Origin of the sequence: Bacillus cereus (assembly GCF_002561295.1) — a bacterium.
Classification (GTDB): Bacteria; Bacillota; Bacilli; order Bacillales; family Bacillaceae_G; genus Bacillus_A; species Bacillus_A cereus_S.
The window spans coordinates 23840-48631 of sequence record NZ_NTUG01000013.1; the positions used below are offsets into that span (position 1 = coordinate 23840).

Sequence of the window (24792 nt, forward strand, 5' to 3'; positions counted from 1 at the left end):
AGATTTATAAGCTACTATCATAAATTTTTTTGTAATCTAACTCATTCATACTGTATATCAACCTTTCAACAGATTGTAAAAACTACGTTTCTGAGACTTGTTACTAACAATGAATAACCTATTTTTCATCGTTTCTACCCCATCGCCATCGCTTTAATTAATTCTTCACGCATTCTATATCCTGTGATAGGAAAGTTTTCGACTGCACGTAGTGTTTGAACTCCATAATAGGCTTCGGCAGGCACTTCCTTATAACCTAAGAAGTCTTTCTCAATACGCATATGTTGTTTTGTTTCATTTTGGGTCAATATGATAGTTCCTCCTCTGTTCTTTTCCGCGGAACATAACTTCCCGTTAATGCGGAATAAATAACCATAACATAAACAGCCAATTTCATCATTTCCCCATAAAAAGCCGGTTAACATATTTCTTTCCTTCTTCTGTCACAACACATCCCCTAACTCCTTTATTTACCTGGATTAACTGTTGAGTCCGCAACGTGTCAATAATGCTCTTCACTTTTCCTTCCCCTATATTCAAGCCTCTTTGCGCAAGCTCTAGTGCAATTTTCCGCCGACCGATTCCAAATTTTAAATAAATGATCGTCAGTACGTGTTCTTCTTCTGACAGCATGCTTTCAGACAATTTTTTTACTTCCAGATCTTTTGGAACAGCGGCTTCTTTTAACACATAATGGGGCAAATCGCTTATTTGAATTTTTTGATTGGCCATTTTTACATTCACCATATACTCCACTACATTGACGAGCTCTCGGACATTTCCCGGCCACGGATGCTGCTGCAGAAATTCGATTGTTTCTTTTTCCATATACTCGTTTACATGATAGACCTCGCCATTACTGAACTTGTTAATGTAATAATGCAGCAATAGTAAAATGTCTTCTCTTCTTTCCCGTAACGGTAAAGTTTGAAGTGGAAGCACATTTAATCGATAATATAAATCTTGTCTGAAAGTGCCCTCTTGCACTTTTTCTTCTAGATTGACATTTGTTGCGGCAATGATACGAATATCGATGGGAACTTGTTCATTTCCACCGACTCTTCGAACCACACCTTCTTGCAGCACCCTCAATAACTTCACTTGCAAATCAAGCGGCGCATCTCCAATTTCATCCATAAAAATCGTTCCTTGATGTGCCTCTTCGAACAACCCTCTTTTCCCGCCTTTTTTGGCACCCGTAAATGCCCCTTCTTCATATCCGAACAGCTCGCTCTCCAATATGGAAGTGGAAAGCGCCGCAAAATTGACAGCAACAAATGGCTGGTCGGTACGTAATGAAGCATTATGAATGGCCTGTGCCAATAGTTCTTTTCCTGTGCCGCTTTCTCCTTGAATGAGAACGGTCGAATCCCGTTTGGCCATTTTTTTTGCAAGTTCCAATGTTTTTATCATTTTGGTGCTTCGTGAGTATAGATGAGTAAAGTCATAGCGTGCAATAAACTTTTTATTTTTTAATTTCGAACGAATGACCGTATCGATTTTTTTAAACGTATCGTAATTTTCAAACTCTATAAGATAGCGAATGATCTCTCCATCTTTTTCAACTTTATCAATGGAGACAATATATGTATAATCATCTAAAATAAAAATTTCATCTTCATGATTATATGTTGGTTGTAACTTAAAATCCCGACCTAGAAAGTCTTTTATATTAGCGTTCAATAACAAATAGCCATCAAACATCCGTTTTGTTTTCTCGTTAAAATATGTAACCATTCCTTGATCATCGCAAAATAATAATGCTTTTGGAAATTTATCAAAGATCGTTGTTAGTAAAAGATTAGAATGATCCAGCTTATGATTTAATACAGACAAGTACTTCGTCAATCCGATAATTTCACTTACAAATTCTGAAGAAGCTACTGCTCCTCTTTGAGATAAAAGATTTAATTCACTCAGGATCTCCGTTATGGTTGTAATGTCCACTTGTCTATTTCCAATGTCAATAACTTGCGGTATATCATTTGGCACAAGATGACATTCTCCTGGAGTGATGGCTATCGAACACGATTCATATGTTTGGATCCCTGGATAATATGGAAAAAAGGAAAGCGATTGAAATCCTTGCCCTTTTAGCTGCTGAATGGTTTCCAGACAGCTTTCTTTTGAGTCATTAACCAATAAAACCCGCGTTTTTTCTTTTAACGTAAACAGTTGTTCAATGTTTTCGTATCGTAAAGCCCTTCTTGCAATAATCACTTTTGAGGCATCCCGAACTTGTTCAGATGTACGTCGCAATACAGGTTCTCCCGTCATTAACACAACTTTCCCAGAAAAGTCTCCGTCAAATCCTTCTTCTATTGAATATCCCTTTATCATCGCTTCTTTTCCTACATAGCGTTTAATCTGCTGTATGACACTATGTAATGTATTGTTTCCGAATGTAATCACAATCAATTCTTTCATCTTTTTCCCTCCTTATACGGCCAACCCCATGAAACCTCTAAGTTTTCTGTCTTACTATTATGAAAGAGAACGACCTTTGTGTCCAAGGAAGAAAAAAAGAACTACCCCATACGTTCAAAATAGACGGATGGAAATGTTTTTATCAATAGAATTAGGCATTTTCTCAGACTTCACACACCGGGTCCTATCAAGGAGATGACTCAAAAGAATAATTTTTCACCTTTTGAGTCACTCTCTTTCAAAGCTCTTATTCAAACATTCCCTTTTTGATAACCTCATAATCTTTCACAAATGGAATTCCGCTTGCAAACACATCACGAACATTTAACTTTTCGTCCAGCAAAACAAGATCGGCATATCCATTTTCTACAATGACGCCCCGCTCATGACCAATACCCAATCCTTTAGCCGGATTGATCGTGAACGGCCTTAACGCTTTATCAAGCGGCAGCCCTTCTTGATTGACCAATTCTCTCAAGGTATGTAGAGTTGGTTCGAAGCCTGCGACTTCAAGACCGATGAATTGGCCGCCTTCATCAAAAACAGGCATACTTCCATTTGCATCGGAGCTAATGGTGATTCGATTGATGTCAACTCCATGATTGAGTAAATACATAAGTACCTTGCTCGGTGTTACCGTTTTCCCTTCCGTCATCAAATTGATATTGGATGTAATATCGACCAGACCGCCGCGTTTGGCAAAATCGATGGAAGCCTCCAATAGACGTACATTTCGGTTAATATGAGTAGGACTAAAAAGACTGATAGGCAAATCTGTTTCATCTATTAGCTCATAAATCATCTCGTATAGTCCTTGTCCGTCCCCCATATGCAAATGAATGAATCCCGGCTTTTTCGATAGCATGGATGACACTCTAACATGAGCAGCCAATCTCTTCAGTTCTTCCTTCGTCACGTATGAAGAACGATGATCCTCAATGGCAAGCTTCAAACCAAGCACTTCGCCAAAAAACATGATGTCATCTCTTACATCCCCCGTGATGGTGTTCGGTGGATAGCCGTAACCGCCTGTCAAAATATAGGCATTCAGCCCTTCTTCTCTTAGCGATTTCGCTTTGGCCAGTAAGTTTTTGGTATTCCTCGCCAAATCATTTGTACCTAATAATCCAACAACAGTTGTGATGCCCTGTTGAACGACTGTGCTGATTTGGACTTCAGGTGTACTTGACGAGAAGCCTCCTTCACCACCGCCACCCGTAATGTGAACATGACGATCAATGATTCCGGGTATACACTTTGTATTGGCACCCTCAATCACTTGAATGTCAACGCCGATTATATTAATTTCATCCTCTATTTTCACAATACGATCATTTGCTATTAATATATCCTTTTTCCCTTCGTATTGCGGTGTGTAAAGTTCCGTATTTTTGATCAGTTTTAACAACATAATTCCTCCTGTAAATATCCTCAACTGATGTTTTCGTTTGCCGTTTTATCGTTTGAGGAACTATTGATTTTTTCAATCGTAAAACCTGTATACCCATAAATGATGGCTATGATGAATCCAAGATAACACATAATTGCCCATGGTAAATATTCAATAACCGGTACACCTAACGTACTGGACATATAGACACCTGCCATCGACCAAGGTATGAGCGAAACAACGATCGAACCGGAATCTTCTAACGTCCTTGATAAATTTTTCGGGTGCAGCCCCCTTTGTGCATAGGCGTCTTTGAACAATTCACCAGGAATTAAAATCGCCAAATACGAACTTCCTGTCGTAATGGCCATTATGACGCAAGACAATACGGTCGTTAAAACTAGACTTCCCGTAGATTTCACTTTTTCATTAAGTTTCTCCAGTACAACTTCTAAACATCCGATTTTACTGATAACACCTGCAAATGCAAACGAACAAAAAGCAATCAAGACCGTTTGCATCATTGAGCTCATTCCACCACGGTTTAAAAGCTTCTGCACTGCCTCAGGTGTCGCTGCGGGATCGAATCCGCCTGCTGTTACCATGCTGACATTAAACCCTTGAACAGTAGCCAAAAACGCATTTTCCAGTGACATCGATTGGACAACCACCCCTAGTATGATAGCCGTAATAGACGAAATGATCATAATTGGAATGGTCGGATACTTTTTGATTGAACCGACAAGGACAATGAGAACAGGAACAATCAGCAGTACATTCCAGTGAAACATGGCCGTTAATGCGGACGTCATAGCCTCAATCTTCTCTCTGTCAAACGCATTGCTTGTGTAAGTCGACCAACCGACAATAAAATAAACGACTAAGCCTATTAATGAAGCCGGAATTGTCGTGTACAGCAGGTGCCTAATATGCTCATAAAGATTACTTCCTGCTACTACAGGAGACAAATTCGTCGTATCCGAAAGCGGTGAAAGCTTGTCGCCGAAAAAGGCACCCGCTACAACTGCTCCTGCCGTGATTGGTAGCGATACACCTTGTACCATCGCAATCCCCATGATCGCTACCCCAACCGTCCCAGCAGACCCCCATGATGTCCCCGTAAAAGTGGAGATGAGAGCCGTCACTAAAAAGGCTGTTACGAATAAGTAGTTAGGATTGATCAGCTCAATTCCATAAAAGATCATCATTGGAATGGTTCCAGAAAACATCCACGTTCCTATTAATGCACCAACCGTAATCAAAATCAAAGTGGCCAACATGGATTTTGCAATTTTCTCGACGATTCCCTCTTGCATTTCTTCCCATGAAACTCCCAAAACTTTCCCGAGGACTGCAGCTACAATAACGGCGATGATCAATAACGGTTCTATCTTTAAATGGAATACGCCATAGCCGATTCCCAATAAAAGTAGAATAGCAAAAATTGGAGCAGTAGCTTGCAACAAGCTTGGCCTTTTTTTCATTTTTTCTCTTCCCCCTTTTCCTTACATACAAGATACGTGTTCATCAGCATTTACCACTTACAATAATAACTTTGCAATTATCATGCCAACTTGTTTTTTATCGAAACAAATAGGTTATTCCGCTTTTTCAAGTCGGTACATGATGAATCACCCCTTCAATAAAACGGTACATTAAAGGGATGAAAAACAAATAAAATACCATTAATACACCATTAAAATACAGTGGGAATGAATTAGGATCTATTCAAATTTATTTATATCTTCCATGGAATCGATGTTTAACATAAATCAAGCCGATAATCCTTAGCCTAGGAAAAAATCAGGTTTTTCTTAGGGTCTGTGTTTCTACACTAAAATTAATTTTTCGAAAGAACATTCTTTTCATTTCAAACAAAGAAATAATGTATAATAAGATTTTATTTAAAACATGAACAATCCCTTAAGAAAGGATGGTATACATATGACAGAAATACTAAATTTATTTTTATACCTCATTTTATTTATCTTTATCGTATCCATAGTCTGTTTCATCTTATTAATACTCATGAAGATTTTCGGAAAAAAGCCGAAACATCATCGTTCTGTTGAAAAAGAACTAAAAAAACATTCTTCCACAACAGATCCAGCAGGGCATAAAGACTCTCCTATCACGACGAAAGATGCCGAGGCAGATTGGATGAATGCCGTGATGACAGCATCTTTTGTTACTGCATCTATGAAAAGTGCCAGTGAAAACGAAAGTGTTGATCACGATTCGGACGCCGGCGGTGATGGTTCCGATTCTTCAAACTAGAATCATTCAGCCTATTCATCTACAAAACAAAAAAGGAGTGTTTCATAGCCAAAGATTTGGCTTATGAAACACTCCTTTTAAATATAGATGTATAAAAGAAATATAAATGATTGCAAAAAAATAGTTTTCATTCTCTCTTGTTCTTACTTCTATCCACACACTTTACTAAAACATTTTTTTCATTCGGTTTCGCATCATTAATACAAATCCCGCTAGAATGGATAACATTCCTAGAGCGGTTGTATGAGACTCTGCTCCCCCGGCGTTAGGAAGTTCTCTTTTATCATTTTCCACGTTAAGAGGCACATTCGTTTGTTTCTTCGTTTCTAATTCTGTTACTTTATTTTCTACAGTTTGCTTCGATTGTTGTAATTCCTCTATTTCTGCTTCGACATCTTGTTTTGTATGTGTTAATTCCGTTAGTTTATCTTCTACATTTTGTTTCGTTTCTTTTAATTCCAATATTTTATCTTCTGATACAGTTTGCTTCGACTGTGTTAATTCCGCTAATTTATTTTCTAGCGTTTGCTTCATTTGTTTTAACTCTACTATTTTTTCTTCTAGCGTTTGTTTTGCCTGGCGTAATTCTGCTAGTTTACTTTCGAGTGTCTGGTGCATTTGTTTTAAATCCAATGCTATCTCTTCTTTATGTTGCTTCGCTTCAGAAATTTTCGCCTTCGCATCTTTTTTCATCTGCTTTAACTCTGCTAGTTTCGTTTCTATATTTTGTTTCGTTTGTTTTACTTCCGTTACTTTCTTTTCTACATTTTCTTTCATTTGTTGTAATTCGGCTTTTTTCTCTTCTTTATGTTGCTTTACTTCTGTTACTTTCTCTTCCACATTTTGTTTCGCCTGTTTTAACTCTGCTTCTCTCTCTTCTCTATACTGCTTCGCTTCCGCTGCTTTCTCTTCCACATTTGCTTTCGCCTGTTTTAACTCCGCTTCTCTCTCTTCTCTATGTTGCTTCGCTTCCGCTACTTTCTCTTCCACATTTGCTTTCGCCTGTTTTAACTCTGCTTCTCTCTCTTCTCTATGTTGCTTCGCTTCCGCTACTTTCTCTTCCACATTTTGTTTCGCCTGTTTTAATTCTGCTTCTCTCTCTTCTGCATGTTGTTTGATAGAATCGTGTATATTGGCCACATCTGGAGTTTCAGCATAACTAGTATCAGCTCCTGCTATCATTGCTAAAGCGAGTGTAGAGATTGCGACTGTTTTTTTCGTACCCATCATTTTGTCCCCTTTTCTTTCATGAGTATTCACCTATTATGTATACATCTAAAAACATATTTTTTTATCCTATTAATATAATAATATTATAACAAATGTTTATAAAGTGAAACTTTAACCAAGCGAATTTCCATCAAAAAAGCGAGAGAATTTCTCCTCCTCCTTCTTCATTTCGAGAAGTCTGTGCACATCTAGTACATAAAGGAAAGGCACTCCTCTGAGTACCTTTTCTTTCACCTGGAATATTTTGAGAATAAATGAACTGCCTTTTTAGGTACATAGAACTTCTCATTACTCTCTACAACAATGCTTCCTAACTCATAATCTTTTCCATTGATACGAATGATGTTTTTATTCATAAACAACTCCGCTTTCACGTTGTTCTTTTTTACTACGAGCACTTGGTTTGCTTTATCAGTATTGTCGATTGTTACAGTTGCGCCAATTTGTTTAAAAGCTGACTTAGCATCTAAAAATAATTGATTTGTTAATTCTCCTAAGTGAAAGCCCATTGCTTTAGCCATTGTATTCGCAATGTCCGTATTTTGGACGAAACCGCATGGCTTCCCGGGGCCGTATGAGTATAAGAATACATCTTCCCCCGTATGACCACCTGTTGTAAAACCGATGTTCGCGCGGTTAGCTAACAATTTCACAAGGATTGAACCTACATCTTTTTTCTTTTTTGCAGTTTGTAACTTTTCTTTTTCATCATCAGTTAAATCGTCTAAACCGTAAAGTGCAGCTACCTCTTTTACATTAGATACATCATCTTTTAGTTTACTTATCGCACCTTCAAGTGTCATTTTTGCTTTTTTCAGCGGAGCAATGTAGGCAGATACCGGCGTTGTATCATACCCTTTTGTCGTATTTTTATTACCAATGGAAATACCACTGTTCCCATGATCCGCTAAAGCAATGACCATCGTGTTCCCATCTTTTTTCGCAAACTGTAACGCCTCTGCAACTGCATCATCAAATGCCAATACATCGCTAATCATCCCAATTGGGTCATTAACATGCGCTGCCCAATCGGGCTTACTGCCTTCTACAAATAAGAAGAAGCCATCCTTATCTTTTGATAATGTTTGAATTGCTTTCCCTGTCATCTGAGAAAGTGTTGGCTGCTTCGGATTCGTTGCTTCACGATCCATATCGAACGCAAGTGCAGTATTTGAGAACGCGCCCCAAATTTTATCGGATGTAGAGTTTAACAGAGCGTCCTTTGTTTCTACGAAGTCATATCCTTTGTCTTGAATTACTTTTACTAAATCTTCGTTGTCTTTCCGTGTTCCATTACTTGCCGCTGGCTGAAGGGTTGCCTTTCCCCCGCCTAATACAACTTCTATATTTTGATACACTTGCTGCTTACCAATCACGTCAAAGTTTTTGCGAATAACATGGTGAGCAGAAAAACCAGCCGGAGTAGCATGCTGAATTTCCGATGTCGCAATCATTCCTGTTGCGCGTCCTGAGCGCTCTGCCCCTTCTAACACGTTGGCAACTGGACGACCCCTGTCTTCTTCTTTGACTGGTGCTACACCAGGTGAATTCACAACAGAAGGTAATACGCCCACATAATTTGAATTTGTTTTATTGCCAGTCGCTAAAGCTGTTGCTGCCGGCGCTGAATCGGTAATAGCTGACTCTGCCGAATAAGTCCGAACACCCCCTGATACGATTTGATCTAGCGCAAGCGGTGCGCCTTTATACCACCGAGCCAATGTTACAGCTGAGGAACTTGTCCCATCCATCACCAGCATAATGACATTTTTCGGTCGCTGCTCTACTTGTTGCACCTCAGCTTTTACCTCGTTATCGTTCATTATGTTTCCTGTACTTAACGATCCTAGCGCTACTATTATTGCCATCATCTTTTGACGAAGATTAGTCATCGTTGTCCCTCCAAAATATTTTCAGCATCCGTAATCAACATTCGTATGTAAACAAGCTTTTTCACTTTATATTAGTAGTACCCCATTGCCACGAAGCTAACAATCACTAGGCTTGGAAAACGATAAAAATAATTTTGTAAGTTTTGAAGTAACTTGTGCAGTTAAAAAAATGGAGCAGAACATGATTTTCATTCATTACAATCAGTACTTATAAAAATTCACCCCTCATTATTGACAGAAAATTCAAATCGGATATATAATTTTGGTATTACCACTATCTTTAACTTGTATTACCATAAAAAATAAAGGGGACGAGGATTTGAAAGAAAAGGAACGCTCCTCAGATAAAATTGAGAATGAATTAATTAGATCCATATTGGCTGGTGTTTATTCTATAGGAAGTACTTTACCGCCGGAAAGAGAGCTTGCAAAAGAATTTGGCGTTGGTCGTCCAACTATTCGGGAGGCACTTCAACGTTTAGGAAGGGGTGGATGGATAACAGGGAGAAAAGGAATGCCTGCGATTGTTAATGATTATTGGAGCAAAGGGAATTTAACGACACTTATTAATATTGTTGAGAATCATCATACCATTACAGATGAATTTATTATGTACTTATTAGAATTTAGAAGTTCGTTGACTCCGACTTATATGCGTGATGCTGTTACGTTTAATCAACCTAAAGTGGTTGCTCTCCTTGCCAATCTAGAGCAGCTTGAAGATAGTGCAGAAAGCTATGCAGCATTTGATTGGGATTTGCAAAAAAGTTGCGCTGGCCTTGCTATCAATCCGATCTTTCTACTTATTTTAAATAGCTTCGATTCCATTTATGTAGATATGGCGAAAAGATATTTTTCTGTAAAAGAGCATCGCGCCTTGTCCTTGAGCTATTACCACGAATTATTAAAAGCTGCATTAAAGGGCGATGCAACGGAAGCGGAAAGATTATCTAAGACAACACTGGCGAAAAGCTTGGCTCTCTGGAAAGATAGAAAAAAATAAAGAAAACTGGAGGCGTTATAAATGAAAGTGAAATATCTTAAAGAATATTTTTTCTACCCTGATATATTAATCATGAGCTGTCTATTCCTCATTAGCTTTGGATTTATGATTCCACATCTAACTTCTATCGTAATTTGGGGTACTTTTATTCTAGGAATGATTATGTATTCCTTAGCTGAGTATGTTACACACAGGTTTCTTTTTCATCTAAAGCCGCCAAAGAATGCATTTTTTTTAAAAATGCTGAAACGATTGCATTATGACCACCATACACATCCGAATGAATTACATTTATTATTTTTACCGTTATGGTATAGTCTGCCAAACATTGCAATTGTAGCAGGCATTTTTTACTTTTTTTCATCTAGCTTTGTACTTACAAACGCATTTATTGCAGGTATCATGCTCTTTTTATTATTTTATGAGTGGAAGCATTATATCGCCCATCGCCCCCTTCAGCCAATCTCTCCATGGGGCCGTTGGATGAAAAAGGTTCATTTATGGCATCATTTCAAAAATGAAGATTACTGGTATGGTGTTACAAATCCAGCCTATGATTTCCTCATGGGTACCTTTAAAAACCAAAAGGATGTTGCCCAAAGTAAAACTGCCAAAAACCTAGAAAAACGTGGCGACCAGAACATAGAATTATAGAACAAAAGGGTTCATCACTCGTTCCTTCCCGTATGCCGAAGGATAGTGATGGACCCTTTTATTGTAAAAACTCTTTTATAATCAAACGTTTTCAGTGATTTATTTCACCTATTGGACAACATTTGTCATCTTTACTTGGAAGTTTCCTTCATACGTTGCAATCTCAGCTCGTTGTCTTCCCCTACTATTTTAACTTCAACACTGTGCTAACCGGGTTATGATCACTGTTTTCAAACTTCAAATCATGCCCTTGTACGCTCACAATCTCCACATTTGGAGACACTAAAAATCCATCGATAATCGTAACAAAGTTCTCACCCTCAACATAACTCTTCACATTATCACGAACTGTCCAAACAGAATCATCAACAGCCCACTGGAACCCACCATCAGTGAAATCTTCTGGCAGCTGTACTAACCACTCTGGCCATTCTTCTTTAAACTTCGGATCTTGTAACTGCACATCAGATAATAGCTGATTCCAGTCTCCGCCAAGCACGATATAATCGCCATTTTTATAATGCTTATTCATATACTCTTTCAAAAACTCAACTTGTTGCTTTCTAATGCTTCCGCCCTTATCATATGCAGATAAATGAACGTTCACCATTCGTAAATATTTCCCGTTATCAACTGGAATCTTATGCTCAACAATCGCTCGATCTAATTCGAATAATTGACGAAGCCACATTTCTCTTCCAGGAAGTTGATATCTCGTCACTTCTTCTACTTTATATTTTGAGAACGAACCAAGTCCACTTTTCGTATATCCGTGAGGCTTCTTAATCGGCACCGGCACCCACTGCGCATTAAAGTTATAACCAAACGTAGACGCAAAACCTTTCAGTCCATCTTGAAACGCCTTATACTCATTCACATCAAATGAACGAAGCGACTTCTCATCCATCTCTTGCACTAAAATAAAATCAGAATCTTCCTTTTGTAAGAAAGACACCATATTGCCGATATTCTTTTCGGTTTGCTCTTTACTACTAGAGCGTGAACCCGTCCCTCCGTCTAAGAAAAAATCTTGATCCTTATCTAAACCGCCGTAGCCAATATTAAACGTTGTCGCCTTAAACTCTTCTCCAACTTTAAGAACGCGCTCGTTATTATTTGCCACCTTCAACTGCTCAACATCCTTATGCTTCACATCCGTAATTGCCACATACGTAATAAATGCCGCGCAAGCACCCACTATCGATCCTGTCCCCCATAATAAACCTTTCAATGCCTTCTTCTTCAAGTTCCTGACTCTCCTTATTCTCTTTTTATCGTTTGTATATGTGGTCATTTTAACATGTTCTAGGTTATAATCACCATAAAAAGGATGTTGATTTATGAAGGATCATTTAATTCCCCTTTTAGAAGAATTAAAAAAAGAACCTACGAAAGAAACTGTAACCGAAATATTAAAAGAATTCGGCGTGGAGTCACCTGAATATTGGGCGAGAGATGAGATAGAAGGAAAAGAAGCTGTTCTTGCTAGCTTTCGTTTTTTAAGGCCACTACAAGAAACATTAGATTCTTATTTACATAACAGCGAAGACTGGGTTCAACGCTCAGTTGAACGTGCGAATGAACAAGCAAATCCCAATTCAGACGATTTAATCGTAAAAGAAATGGTCCAAGCAGGGATTCCTCCTGAAAAGATAGGATTGTTTGCGTACTGGATAGCTAGATCCGCTATGAATGAAATACTATATCGCCTCTCTGATCCATGCGGTGGAGATTATGATTTACCAAATGAAGGAGAAGACTTACCATCTTGGAGACTCGAAGAATATACAGCGCAAAGTGGAAATCCGATGAATGTAGAACGTACAGGGCGACTTTTACTTGAATTACATAATCTGTTGCTAGGGAAATCGCCACATGCCTAAGTGCAATTAGAAAAAGAGTTCTAGAAGTCAAAACTCTACTATTTACAATATTTACTTCGCCCCACCCTCGCATCATAGCAGGTAATTTTCCGATTATGTAGAAAAGGTCATATACTATGTTTTTCAACTATACGAATCATATAGTGAATCAAATGATGTAAGGGTGGGAGTTACGATGTTAAAAAAAACAAAAAGATTACAACGAGGTGATCGCGTCGCAACCATTAGTCCTTCATGGGGAGGCGCAGGCGATCCAGAAATAATGTGGCGTTATGAACAAGGGGTAAAGAGATTAGAAGAAGTGTTTGGTCTTATCGTTGTACCTATGCCCAATAGTTTGAAAGGATCAGATTATATTTATGAGAACCCACAAGCCCGTGCGATAGATTTAATGACGGCATTTCAAGATAAAAGTATAAAAGGAATCATTGCAAATATTGGCGGTGAAGATAGCATTCGCCTGCTTCCTTATATTGATTTTGACGTTATACGTGAAAATCCAAAAGTGTTTATGGGCTTTTCAGATGTGACCATTCCACATTTATTTTGTCATAAAGCTGGCATTTCTTCTTTTTACGGCCCAGCTATTTTAACCGATTTTGCTGAAAATATTGAGATGGATCCATATACAATCGAAATGGTGAATCGTACTCTTTTTTCAACTGAACCGATTGGTGAAATTGGGCACGCTACAGAATGGACGAGTGAACGTTTACTGTGGATTGAATCGAACAAACATACACGTCGCACTGTGCAGAAAAATACTGGATACGAACTACTACAAGGGTCAGGTATCGTACAAGGTCGCTTAATCGGAGGGTGTATTGAAGTACTGGAATTCGCAAAAGGAACCGTACTTTGGCCTGAGAAAAAATATTGGGATAATAGCATCCTATTCTTTGAAACATCTGAAGACAAACCAGACCCATCTTATATACGATATTGGTTACGAAACTATGCAGCGCAAGGCATTTTACAAAACATAAATGGAATCATTTTCGGAAAACCGAAAGACGAGAAGTATTATGAAGAATATAAACAAGAAATTGTAACGGTTATGAAAGAATGTGGTTTAGAAGATTTGCCAATTCTTTATAATTTAAATTTCGGTCATACAGAACCGAAGTTTATTTTGCCTTATGGCGCAATGGCAGAAATAGATTGTGAGAGAAAGACATTTTCAATTTTGGAGAGTGGTGTACAGTAAATCCCCCTCTTACAACAAAAAAGGTCCCTTAACATTCATTTGTTAAGGGACCTTTTTATTATCCTTGCTTACTCTTCGCTTTCATTTGTTCCTCATATACAAACTTAGCCGTCATGAAATCATTCGGAAAATCGCCTATTGCTTTTTTCATCACATTTAATTCCTCTTGTGACTTAATTTCAACACCATTTAGGAAATCGAAAGCTTTCGATTGTTCATCAGCAACGAAGTTCTGCGTCATATAATCATTCGGAAAATCTTGTTTCGCTTTTTCTTTCACTTTATTCATCGCACTAGCCTTATCAATGCTTTTCACTGGGTTCGCAAAAGCACCTGTAGGTTGAGGTTCTTCTTTCTTAGGCTGTTCTTGCGTTACAGTTTGGGCGCTTGCTTGTTCTTTCTTCGCCAACTCCTCTTTTAATTTCTTTACTTCTGCATCAAGAACTTTATTTTTTGATTCTAGTGCAGAAATATCCTCTTTTAGTTTGTCTTTTTCTTTAACATGCTCATCTACTAATTTATTATATTCCGCTTCTGTATACGTATTTTCGCTACTTGTTGTTGCGTTTTCTGTCGTAGTAAAGAAGCTCATATTTCCAATCATAACAATAAATGCGATACATACAATTACAACACCTACTAGCAAACCGAAAACCAGTTTTTTATTCATCCTAAACCTCCCAAAATGTAAGATTTATAAAACAATCATAACAAATTGAATGACACCTTTTTGTCATATTATGTTGAAAAGAAAGAATATAGCATTAGTAAATTATATACATGTCTGAAAGATGTTATGTATTTTTCAAAGAAGGAGTTTTCTTACACTATTTTCCTTCGTTGTATAAAAAGATATAATATAAATCTCATATATACATAACAACTAAAAAGGAGAGTGCATGTTGAAAAAACGAACAATAATAATAGGTATTACTGCATATGGCTTGTTATGCGCAGCCTCTATTTATACATATACAAAACAGATCGCTAACCCTGTTATGAGTGATGTAGGTAGACTGCTTCCTACAAAAATTAAACGGGTTGAAAATGTAGCGGATGAACAAGCATTAAAGAAACTCGTTACAGATGCAAGTGCTTCAGGTGAAAAGATTTCAATTGCCGGCATGCAGCATAGCCAAGGCGGACAGACTTATTATCCAAATGGTACAGTGCTTGATATGAAAGGATATAACAAAATATTAGATTTTGATCCAGAGAAAAAGAGAATTCGCGTACAAAGCGGTGTGACGTGGGATGATATTCAAAGGAAAGTAAATCCATATGGCCTTGCTGTTCAAGTGATGCAGTCTCAAAATATTTTTACAGTTGGCGGTTCGCTGAGTGTAAATGTACATGGACGTGATATTCGTCATGAAGCACTCATTGATACAGTAGAATCATTTCGATTGTTAACGGCAGATGGTGCGGTTAACAATGTAAGCAGAGAAGAAAATGCTGACTTGTTTCCTTATGTGATTGGCGGTTACGGATTATTCGGCGTGATTTTAGACGTAACGCTTAAATTAACGGAAGACGAACTATATGAAATGAAAACGAGAACGCTAGATTATAAGGAATACACATCATATTTTAAAGAGAAAGTGACAAAGGACGAAAATGTTCGCATGCACCTAGCACGTATTTCCGTAGCTCCAACCTCATTTTTAAAAGAGATGTATGTGACAGATTATGTATTAGCAGCGAACCAAAATAAACGGGAAGAATACAGCGAACTAAAAGAAGAAACTATTATTGCGGCGCCAAAACTTTTCCTCGGATTATCAAGATATAGCGATTGGGGAAAAAATACGTTTTGGGATATACAAAGAAACTACATTGAACGCATAAATGGAACATATGAAACGCGAAATAACGTCATGCGATCAGATAGTACTTTTATGGAATATGAAAATCCAAATCGCACAGAAGTTTTACAAGAATATTTCGTACCGATTGATCACTTTACAGCGTATATAGATGATTTGCGAAATGCATTAAATAAAGAAGAATTAAACCTTCTTAACATTACAATCCGTTATGTAGAAAAAAATGAGAATGCAGTCTTATCCTATGCAAAAGATGATATGTTTGCGCTCGTGCTCCTTATTAATCAAGGACGTTCTGAAAGTGAAATAAAGAAAACGAAAACAATCCTACAAAAGATGATAGATGTTACTTTACAACACGATGGAAGTTATTATTTACCTTATTATTCTTATCCAACGAAGCAACAGCTTAAGCAGGCATATCCTCGTATAGACGAATTTCTTTAAAAGAAGAAAGAATTTGATCCACAAGAACGTTTTGTAAATTTATTTTATAAGGAGTACAACGAATGACATATAAAAGATTTGTAGCTTCACAAAGTATCATCATGATGGCCGGCAGTATGGTATTCCCCTTTTACATACTGCTGCTTCGAAATGTTGGAGATAGTTTCTCTCAATTCGGCTGGGCATATGGCTTATTTGCATTAACTTCCGCTTTATTCTATCCACTAATCGGAAAGATCTCTGACAAATTTGGAGATAAAAAGCTATTAATTATATACGCTTGGTCCATGGCAGTATTAATGCTCCTTTTTCCGATTGCTACAGAAGTTTGGCACGTTTACATTTTGCAAATTATGATGGGCTGCTTAGGTGCCGTGCAACGAAACACCGAAAAAACATCACTTGCCCGAAAAGTAGAAAGCAAAGAAGCAGGCTATGAAATAGGAAAATACCACGTATGGACTTCCATTGGTGGTGCAGTAGCTGTTATTGCAACAGGATATTTAGTTGACTTCTTAACAATTGGCAGTATTTTTTATATTGCTTCTGTTTTGTATATGGTGAGTGGGGTTGTGATTGGGAGGCAGAAATAAGAAAATAGGAAACTATGCACTCACTTTCCTAAATAAAAAAGAGCACTCGTAATGCTCTTTTTTATTGTTCTGGTGTAAGAATAGTAGGAACTGCCTTATATAAATATAAATTCCACTTAAAGTGAATAATCTATTGCGTAAATCCGTATATTCCTTACGCTATCTGAAGAAAATATCCCATACAACATTCTCAAAACTAAAAAAGGCCCCGTAACAAATGGATAATCCATTCATTACGGAACCTTTTTACTACTAAATATTCTTTATAATTTTTTTATAATATATTTTCTTTACTAGTTAGTTATGGTTTATTATATCGTTTAATTTGTTATTCTATGATAATGATAGTGCCATTCAAAGTATTTCTTATTTTCCTGATTCCATTGAACTACCCTCACATACCTCTACAAGAGCTTGAGGTGGGGGATTCTCCTGTCTCTGCCCTCACAAAAACAGTTCCTCTCGTTCAACAAAGAGGATACAACGATATAGAGTTCGGTAGTGTCTGTATGCAAGACGACCTATTCTATCTTCCAACGAAAGGCAAACACAATAGGTACAACTACTTTTTCTTATATCGAGGCTAGAACACTTTGTCATGCATCCAGTTCCTAGACTTATTATCTGCTCTGGTAATAAGCGTAAAAATCTGGGACAAAGTGTTCTTTTTCTTTATGCAAACAATTTCTCTAGTTTTTTCTTTTCATTTTCAAACAAGTGTAACCGTTCGATTTGCAAGACTTCTTTTGGTTGATCTACATCGTATAGCTGATAGAAATGATGTGTGCGAATATCCAATCGATTGTTTAATTGATGCCAATGACTCCAGTGGTGCGCGTCTTTCTTTAGAATATAAGGTTGAATCACCCGAGGTACTTTTTCTTTATATCCTAATCCCCGGCGACCAATTGTAAAGGCCGCGGATTGATGAATAGAGATACCGAATTTCCGCATATATTTCATCTTTCCGGAAATCGAAGTGTAAGCGGGATTCACTTGAAAGACAGCCACGCCTCTTTTATCTGCACGATTCAGAATTGCACTTGTCATCTTCTTATAAGCAAACATACTCTTCATTCGATTTGCTTTCTTATTTCCGTAACGATCCCCTGTTTTTGATTGGGTCGTATCTAATTTCTCTAGTACAATTGGTTTGTTATACCGCTCCGCTAAGTCTACTAAGCGAATCGCTTCCACTTCGATGATTTTTGTGATTTGTCCGGTGGATTTACCTAGAATCGAAAAATGGAGGGAACCACTTCCTTTGTAATTTCCATCCTTCGTTACATGTGCCCAAGCAAAATGCTCAAGATTACAATCTACACCGATGACACCATCTGATGTACTGTAATTCGTGTGTGGATTTTCCGGTATATCGACTAAACATTTCACAATATAATAGGAATCATAGTCTTCCACAGACCATGAGATCGGTTTACCATACTTTTTCTTATTCTTACACTGTAGTTGGGTTGTGATTACTTCTTCAATCATTTCTTGTCCATACGGGAACGTAACAGCTGGAAACATAAGTGTTTTCCCAGAACTTGCCGTCATCCACAATTCTTTTGTCTCGGGCACATACTGAAATACAAAATTGCCATGTTTGGCATCTTTCCGACCAGATAGGATCAGTTGTTTATTTCGAGCACGAGAAAATATTGTTTTCCATTTGTCATGGTTACGTACAAATTCGCGGATTGTAAATTGCGAGCGAAACAGTTTTTTACTTCCAAATACTGCGCTTGGAATATGCGTTTGATCGGATGAAAGCTTTTGTGTTAAACGGGATTGTCTGTGAGTGAGATGACCGATTTTCGCCTGAATTCTTCTCATTTGAACATCTAAGTATTGGTGTTCAAACAAATATTCATTTAGCCAAATTAAGGTGTCTTTTTTACGAGATAAGGAGATGAGGTTGTTGTGCTTCTCGAAGCGGGTGTTTTTCGGAAACGTCAGCGCTCCTTTCACACAACTGTGTTTGATTTTGCGAAGATTTGTTAGTTTTGTCCGTTCTTGTTTCAACTTTTTCTTGAGTTTCTTAAGCTTCTCTTGCGTTTGCTTGTCATATAGTTTTTGTAATGCCATTAAACCTGTAAACAACGCCTTTGCCTCTTGCGCCGCACTGTTTGCATAGTAATCATTCAATTGATATTTCCGCTTGAGAACAAGATGAAGGCTGTCTGTATACAACTTACGGTTCCAACGTTTTTCCCGAACGATTGTTTGAAACGCAAAACGTTTTGCCTGATTGAATGTTTCGATTGTCTCTGCCAATGCATCTACCATTTCATGCGGTACATCTATCTTGTAGATCCGTTTCGAAAAATATGCTTTCTTCACCTGTCCTCACCTTCTTTTATTTGATAAGATCATTATACACCAAACCAAACGTATGTTCCATGAAAAAAAGAGACATTTTCTTTAAAAATAAAAAAACGAGAAGACCCCTATCTTCACTTCGTTTAGAGGAGGGGGCTTCTCGGTTAAAATGATAAAAAATAAAATTCAATATTCCCTTTGAATTCTATCTTTTTTTGAAGAACTTATCTCCTCCACAAACTTCCCAAACTCCTTCAAAAACTGCAATTTCATCATCCCAACAGGCCCATTCCGGTGCTTCGCTATTTGAATTTCTGTAATATCTTTATACTCCGTGTCCTTATCGTAATAATCCTCTCGGTACATAAGCATAATCAAATCCGCATCTTGTTCAATTTGTCCAGTCTCTCTTAGATCAGATAAAAACGGTCGCTTATCTTGGCGTGAATCCACCCCGCGGGACAATTGTGACAGCGCTACAACGCACACGTTTAAATCGCGCGCCATTAACTTCAGTTTACGAGAGATTTCACTCATTTCTTGAAACCTGTTTCCTCTATAGTTTGAATCACCTGTAATCAGCTGCAAGTAATCAATCATCACAAGCAGCTTTTTATCCTCATACTTTCGCTTCAACTTCCGCACTTGCATCCAAATTTCTTGCATTGTAACGCCGGCCTTATCGTAAATTTCCATAGGCAAGTCTCCAATTTCCGCAAATGCCTGGCTCATTTTCCCCCAATCATCTATCGTAAAACGATGCTTTGGATTTTTCAGCCGTTCTCCTGATACACCGCCCAAACAAGAAAGCATTCGTTTCAGCAATTGCTTATTGCTCATCTCTAAAGAAAACAATCCAACTGCCGCATCCGATTTCGCCGCATGAAGCGCAATATTTAAAGCAAACGCCGTCTTTCCGATCGAAGGCCGCGCCCCAATCACAACGAAGTCACCTTCCTGCAAGCCACACGTCATTTTATTTAGCGCTGAAAAACCTGTCTCAATGCCCATTAGTTCCTCTGTATCTTGATAGAGCTCTTCATACAAGTCTACTAACCTATCTTTCAAATCAAAATCTAACGTACAATCCTCCTCTTCTAGTTTACAAAGCGCAGTAATCGTCTCACCGATTACTTTCTCATCTTTCTCCGCAAGAAGCCGTTCACACATGTTATGCGCTGCACTGCCCGCCTGATTCATTTTCCACGCACTCCGAACAAGCCCCTCATAATGCGAGAAGTTAGCTGTAGTAGGGACACTCTCCATTATATTTACGAAATACTCCATCCCGCCAAGTTGCTTCAAAAAGTCAGGATTCATCTTAGAAACGAGCATAACAAGATCAATCTTTTGACCACTTTCCTCTATTTCTCGCATGAACCGAAATACCGTTTGATGCACCGCCGTAGAAAAATGATATTCAGTGAGCCGGCATTCCTGAATCAATTCTCCCTCAATTAATAAAGAACCTAATACCGTCTGTTCCGCCTCGATACTTTGAATGCTCACGGCCGCCACCCATGTTCTTGTAAGAACTTCTGCAACTCTTCTTCAGACGGCGTATTCTTCTCCCATTCCTCACACTCCGCCAAAAACTTCTCCGTCTCTTGCATACTAGGCGGCTCCTTCTTCCGAAACTTCACTTCTGCTTGTTCCACGTCACTCAGCTTCATATAGCCTTTTCTATGCCACTCTCGCAAAATTCCCTTCACATAAGCAATCGTCCGCTTATTATTTTCAACCGCAATCTGAAGCGCTTTTAACACAAGCTCCTCCGATAAATCTGTCATCCACTCACTTAATTCTTCCGCCACATAAGGCGACAAACTACCGAAATGTTGTTCATAAAACAGAAAAACACCGTTTCCCGTTTCTTCCTCCTCTTCCTCACCTTGTTCCTCTATTTTATACTGATCAATCAGCTCCTCTGTAACAATATCAGACACATCATAAGGTGAACCAAATTGCTCTAAAAGTAGCGGAATACTCACCTCTTCCTCCAAGCACTTCCGGAGAAACATCTTAACAAACTCTTCACTTTTCACACCTTTCAACTCACGTAGTACACATTTCTCCACATTCGTACTCGTAACCGGGTTATAACGCAGCCAATTTAGGATGCATAACTCCTTCGTCTCCGCATCATACAAAATCTTTCCATAATCAACGAAGCGCTGCAGCAACTTCTCAACAGTCTCCCGGTTATAACCAGTCTCCATCTCAGCCAAACGCTTCGGTAGCGAATAAATCCCGCACTGCGTCGTCTTCGAACAAGTCAGCAAATACAAATAGAAATAGCGCTCCTCCGGCGTTAAATCCAAAACAAAATCATCCTGCCAAAAATTCACCTGCACATTACGGTATACTGCCATCTGTATTCCTCCCATTCCCTTAATGAAACATATGTAATTTGTGGTTCCATGATGTATATAGGGATGAAGAAGGAATTTTGGCGGGGTTATTTTACATTTTTAAAAAAATGACTACGACTACTTTTACTTCGAAGAAATGCTTGTAGTTATTTTTTTGTTTTTTATTTTGTTTCTTTTTAGTGATTTATTTATTGCTAGGGGGTTGTAAGGGGCTTGGGAGGGGGTTATGAAGAGCATTCATATGTTTCTATAGCACCAACACAGGACCATATATTATAAGAAAAGATTCATAAACTTAATCCTTATCACAAAAGTAAAAAATATTGTAGAACAAGATGATAACGAATAGTGATTGATCGCTAATAGCTTCTATAATTCGCAAGATAAAACGAAACAATGACTTTATCGTAAAAAATCATACAAAATAAAGGGTGATACATATTATATATATCGCCCTTTTAATTGCTGTTCAACAATCGCACCCGATTATTAAAGATCATTATTCAAATCTTATTGAAGAAAAGCACCCGTTACTTTAAGTGTAATACTTTACAAAGTTAATAAAGAACAATAAATAAAAACACTCCTATGAGACATCACTATTTATGGTAATTTTTAGGTGTTATAATTGAGGTAGATTACTCATCTAATAATGAAGGGAGGTTTACGCGTATGGAGGTAACATTTACAGTAAGCAAATGGGATGAAAAGCCAGTCGATGACACTAGAAAAGGATTCCCTATTAATATTGCCCATGTCGAATATGATATTGATGGTGAATTAAAAGGAAAAGCTTTTGTTGAATATTTATTATATTATTTAGATTCAAACGTAGATGATGGTCACTTGGCTACTTCTAAAATTTCTGGATTTCTGCATTTCGAAGGAACTTACAAGGGGAAACCGGGGACATTTACAGCCATAGAGCAAGGAATTTTTGATAAAGGAAATCTAGATTCTCCGGCAACAATCATCAAAGCTACCGGTGAATTAAAAAGCCTAAAAGGGTCCTATAATTATAAGTTTACAGGTCAAACCAGTAAAATGATTCTACAATTTGAGTTCTAACAAAATACCCTATAGTTTAGTAAAAAGGGCATCCCTTATAATACTAGGAATGCCCTTTTCGTTACATGAACAAAGCCTTTCTAATTAAAAATGATAGGAAAAGTAAATATAACGAAAGCTGCCCAAATTCCGTAGACCGGCAAATACTTAGTAACGGCATCTTGGATAGTTGAAGGTCCAGATTTGTTTTGTAGAAAACGCATATAGGAGAACATAATCCAAATTAGATTTGCCCAGATAAGTATGTTTATTCCTAAAACAGCAAGTCTATTAGGCGTAATCCCATAAGAAGAAAGTCTAAACACGATGGCTGACAAAGCCACACTATCAATGATAAGCGCAAGAACAATTAAAGCAAAATTTATATAATCTGAAATGTTCTTTTTATCGTCTGAGTCTCTCTCGGTAATGGAAAATATAGTAACGGCCAATACACCAAAGAGTATTCCGTTGAAGGCTATCAGGAAATTGCGGTCCATAAATGGATTTTTCCCGACCCATATAACCGTTATAAGATAGACCAACAATGTGACCAGGACAAGAGGACTAAAAATTTTAGCTATATATGGTGTAATATTCTTAGCGAGTTTAAGATTCATTGATACCAAGTATGCAGCCACAATAGCGAGAGCGGCAGCACCAAATAAAACGACATTACTAAAATAGAAGTCTTTTATATCCAAGCCAACAAAGCTAAATAACTGCATGGTTAATCCTGCTAGTACCATTCCGCTAACTGCCATGCTGGCGTAGAGAATACCATATTCCAAATTAAATTTAATATAGGCTAATCTTGTACTGCCTTTTGAATATTCATTTCCTGTAAATGCAAGCCCTACCAATACCCATAAGAATATGGGAAGGTGTAAATAAGCAAGGATAATACTGTCTTTATAATTTAATGGCAGCATATTAAGATAAAACCCGGAAATTAGGAACAACGCTGCAAGAGAATAAATAACACTTTTTTTCGGAGTATTATTGTAAACAAAATAGGCAGCAATAAAGGGAATTATACCAAAAGCTAGGTTAATTGGAGCAATTGCTTCCTGTTCGACAAAATGGAAAATGATCCTGGTGCTTATCCCGGCCAGAATGGCTAAAATACCCATGAATAAGAAACCTTTTTGAAACAAGGAAGGTTTTTCTGTATTTGCCATCTCCTTGAAATGCAATCTTTCATACCAAACCCCAAGAACCTGAGAATCTGGATTCTGTTCCCATGCGTGTGAGAATGATTTTTTAAAAGTTTTCGGGTCTTTTCTATACATTCTCTCCAGCTCATGAGGGTTAGCAATATTTTCAATAATCAAATTGTTAATGTCCATCGTTATACCTCCCCTAATAATTGTTATATTAAATCTCCTCAATATGTTTAACTGTCTTCGTCACTTTTGTATTCTAAAATATCTCCAGGCTGACATTCTAAAGCCTTACAAATTGCCTCTAAAGTGGATAATCGAATCGCTTTTGCCTTTCCATTTTTCAATATAGAAAGGTTCGCCATCGTTATTCCAACCTTCTCCGAAAGTTCTGTTACGCTCATTTTCCTTTTTGCTAACATCACATCAATATTGATTATAATTGTCATTGTTATTCACCTCATACCGTTAAATCATTTTCTGATTTGATATGAATTGCTTCTTGTAAAAGTTTTTGGAGAACAGCCGCAAAGACTGCGATAACCATCGAAGCAAAAGGAACAACCAATCCGACAAAGATAACTCCTGGCGCGTCGTCTACTTCCGCAAAAATATAGAAGAGCGGCCAAACTAGCACATGCAAAATACTGATTGTGATGGCACAGTATTTGATTTTCTTTAAAGCTTTTACAGATAAATCGGAGAAAGCTTTATTTTTGTCAATATAGCGTAAGAGTTTGAAAGCCTGATACAAAGCAAAGTAAAAAGGTATCGCCGATGCATCAAAAGCGATGAAAACGAGATATTTTATAAAAGTAAACTCTGGGAGCAATTTTGCTGCAAGATTCGCCATCTCAGGCACCAAAAAGATGCACAGAGCAAGAACTGGGACTCCTAAAAGAATAACGGCTATTTTTAAAAACAGCGTTGTTACTTTTTCCATAACAAGCACCTCACTTATTTATTCTGATTTTGATTTTAATATATATTTTATCGTTTAACAATAAATTTTTATTAATTTGAATGAAATTTTTATTGTAGGTTTTTGTTTTAAGCAAA

General features: G+C 37.6%; 20 protein-coding genes and 2 pseudogenes. 8 read left to right on the top strand and 14 right to left on the bottom strand.

The genetic code is table 11. The annotated features are described in order from the left end of the window. Positions 1–140 precede the first annotated feature (140 nt). The 4 genes and pseudogenes from CN373_RS10565 to nhaC all read right to left on the bottom strand — a co-directional run. A pseudogene (locus CN373_RS10565) lies at positions 141–281 on the bottom strand (L-aspartate AnsB); the annotation flags it as partial. A 115-nt stretch (positions 282–396) separates the two neighbouring features. Beyond that, the gene (locus tag CN373_RS10570; protein ID WP_098359270.1) at positions 397–2427 is read right to left on the bottom strand and encodes a sigma-54 interaction domain-containing protein; all 2031 of its coding nucleotides are present in this window, start codon (positions 2425–2427) and stop codon (positions 397–399) included. 247 nt (positions 2428–2674) lie between these two features. Next, a complete protein-coding gene (iadA, locus tag CN373_RS10575; protein WP_000924804.1) occupies positions 2675–3838 on the bottom strand; it encodes a beta-aspartyl-peptidase in 1164 nt (387 codons plus the stop codon). A gap of 20 nt (positions 3839–3858) precedes the next feature. Further along, positions 3859–5301 carry a Na+/H+ antiporter NhaC gene (gene nhaC, locus CN373_RS10580; RefSeq protein WP_098359271.1) on the bottom strand — a complete coding sequence of 481 codons (1443 nt, stop codon included), beginning with the start codon at positions 5299–5301 and terminating at the stop codon, positions 3859–3861. Positions 5302–5761: 460 nt separating this feature from the next. On the opposite strand from nhaC, the gene CN373_RS10585 reads away from it, so the two are divergent. Next, a complete protein-coding gene (locus CN373_RS10585; protein WP_000136069.1) occupies positions 5762–6094 on the top strand; it encodes a hypothetical protein in 333 nt (110 codons plus the stop codon). A 165-nt stretch (positions 6095–6259) separates the two neighbouring features. Here CN373_RS10585 and CN373_RS10590 read toward each other — a convergent pair whose 3' ends face one another. Together CN373_RS10590 and CN373_RS10595 are read right to left on the bottom strand one after the other, a co-directional pair. Continuing rightward, positions 6260–7321 (bottom strand): cell wall anchor protein, encoded by a 1062-nt coding sequence (locus CN373_RS10590; RefSeq protein WP_240519105.1) that lies wholly within the window; start codon positions 7319–7321, stop codon positions 6260–6262. Positions 7322–7554: 233 nt separating this feature from the next. Continuing rightward, the gene (locus CN373_RS10595) at positions 7555–9216 is read right to left on the bottom strand and encodes an alkaline phosphatase (protein WP_000183424.1); all 1662 of its coding nucleotides are present in this window, start codon (positions 9214–9216) and stop codon (positions 7555–7557) included. A 319-nt stretch (positions 9217–9535) separates the two neighbouring features. Here CN373_RS10595 and CN373_RS10600 point away from each other — a divergent pair, with 319 nt between their 5' ends. Beyond that, positions 9536–10219, top strand: coding sequence for a GntR family transcriptional regulator (locus CN373_RS10600; RefSeq protein WP_098359273.1), 684 nt, complete (start codon positions 9536–9538; stop codon positions 10217–10219). Between the two features lie 21 nt (positions 10220–10240). Next, complete coding sequence (locus CN373_RS10605; RefSeq protein ID WP_000865651.1) at positions 10241–10873, top strand: sterol desaturase family protein; 633 nt, start codon at positions 10241–10243, stop codon at positions 10871–10873. A gap of 184 nt (positions 10874–11057) precedes the next feature. Here CN373_RS10605 and CN373_RS10610 read toward each other — a convergent pair whose 3' ends face one another. Beyond that, positions 11058–12119 (bottom strand): endonuclease/exonuclease/phosphatase family protein, encoded by a 1062-nt coding sequence (locus tag CN373_RS10610; protein WP_000725798.1) that lies wholly within the window; start codon positions 12117–12119, stop codon positions 11058–11060. A 94-nt stretch (positions 12120–12213) separates the two neighbouring features. Here CN373_RS10610 and CN373_RS10615 point away from each other — a divergent pair, with 94 nt between their 5' ends. Next, positions 12214–12756: a hypothetical protein gene (locus tag CN373_RS10615; RefSeq protein WP_098359274.1), complete on the top strand. Its 543-nt coding sequence runs from the start codon at positions 12214–12216 to the stop codon at positions 12754–12756. Positions 12757–12931: 175 nt separating this feature from the next. Beyond that, positions 12932–13963, top strand: coding sequence for a S66 family peptidase (locus tag CN373_RS10620; RefSeq protein ID WP_000914982.1), 1032 nt, complete (start codon positions 12932–12934; stop codon positions 13961–13963). A 58-nt stretch (positions 13964–14021) separates the two neighbouring features. On the opposite strand, the gene CN373_RS10625 is transcribed toward CN373_RS10620, so the two are convergent. Continuing rightward, entirely contained in the window at positions 14022–14633 is a 612-nt protein-coding gene (locus CN373_RS10625) for a hypothetical protein (RefSeq protein WP_098359275.1), read from the bottom strand. A 229-nt stretch (positions 14634–14862) separates the two neighbouring features. Between CN373_RS10625 and CN373_RS10630 the strand changes: the two are divergent. After that, positions 14863–16302: pseudogene (locus tag CN373_RS10630) on the top strand (FAD-binding oxidoreductase). Further along, positions 16299–16829 (top strand): MFS transporter, encoded by a 531-nt coding sequence (locus CN373_RS10635; RefSeq protein ID WP_000221454.1) that lies wholly within the window; start codon positions 16299–16301, stop codon positions 16827–16829. The pseudogene CN373_RS10630 and the gene CN373_RS10635 overlap by 4 nt, the downstream one beginning before the upstream one ends. Before the next feature lie 672 nt (positions 16830–17501). On the opposite strand, the gene CN373_RS10640 is transcribed toward CN373_RS10635, so the two are convergent. The 3 genes from CN373_RS10640 to CN373_RS10650 all read right to left on the bottom strand — a co-directional run bounded on the left by CN373_RS10640 (position 17502) and on the right by CN373_RS10650 (position 21523). Continuing rightward, entirely contained in the window at positions 17502–19172 is a 1671-nt protein-coding gene (locus CN373_RS10640) for an IS200/IS605 family accessory protein TnpB-related protein (RefSeq protein WP_098359276.1), read from the bottom strand. 165 nt (positions 19173–19337) lie between these two features. Then, positions 19338–20660, bottom strand: coding sequence for a replicative DNA helicase (gene dnaB, locus CN373_RS10645; protein ID WP_000027409.1), 1323 nt, complete (start codon positions 20658–20660; stop codon positions 19338–19340). Continuing rightward, on the bottom strand, positions 20657–21523 hold the full coding sequence (locus tag CN373_RS10650) for a DnaD domain-containing protein (protein ID WP_000312047.1): 867 nt from the start codon (positions 21521–21523) through the stop codon (positions 20657–20659). The genes dnaB and CN373_RS10650 overlap by 4 nt, the downstream gene beginning before the upstream one ends. A gap of 672 nt (positions 21524–22195) precedes the next feature. Between CN373_RS10650 and CN373_RS10655 the strand changes: the two genes are divergently transcribed. Further along, positions 22196–22591, top strand: coding sequence for a DUF3224 domain-containing protein (locus CN373_RS10655; RefSeq protein ID WP_000454107.1), 396 nt, complete (start codon positions 22196–22198; stop codon positions 22589–22591). An 80-nt stretch (positions 22592–22671) separates the two neighbouring features. Here the strand turns inward: CN373_RS10655 and CN373_RS10660 are convergent, their stop codons facing one another. The 3 genes from CN373_RS10660 to CN373_RS10670 are packed head-to-tail and all read right to left on the bottom strand — an operon-like array spanning position 22672 to position 24676. Beyond that, positions 22672–23919 carry a DUF4153 domain-containing protein gene (locus tag CN373_RS10660; protein WP_098359277.1) on the bottom strand — a complete coding sequence of 416 codons (1248 nt, stop codon included), beginning with the start codon at positions 23917–23919 and terminating at the stop codon, positions 22672–22674. A 47-nt stretch (positions 23920–23966) separates the two neighbouring features. Continuing rightward, positions 23967–24182 carry a helix-turn-helix domain-containing protein gene (locus tag CN373_RS10665; protein WP_098359278.1) on the bottom strand — a complete coding sequence of 72 codons (216 nt, stop codon included), beginning with the start codon at positions 24180–24182 and terminating at the stop codon, positions 23967–23969. Between the two features lie 11 nt (positions 24183–24193). Further along, entirely contained in the window at positions 24194–24676 is a 483-nt protein-coding gene (locus CN373_RS10670) for a DUF2975 domain-containing protein (RefSeq protein WP_000416979.1), read from the bottom strand. Positions 24677–24792: the final 116 nt, after the last annotated feature.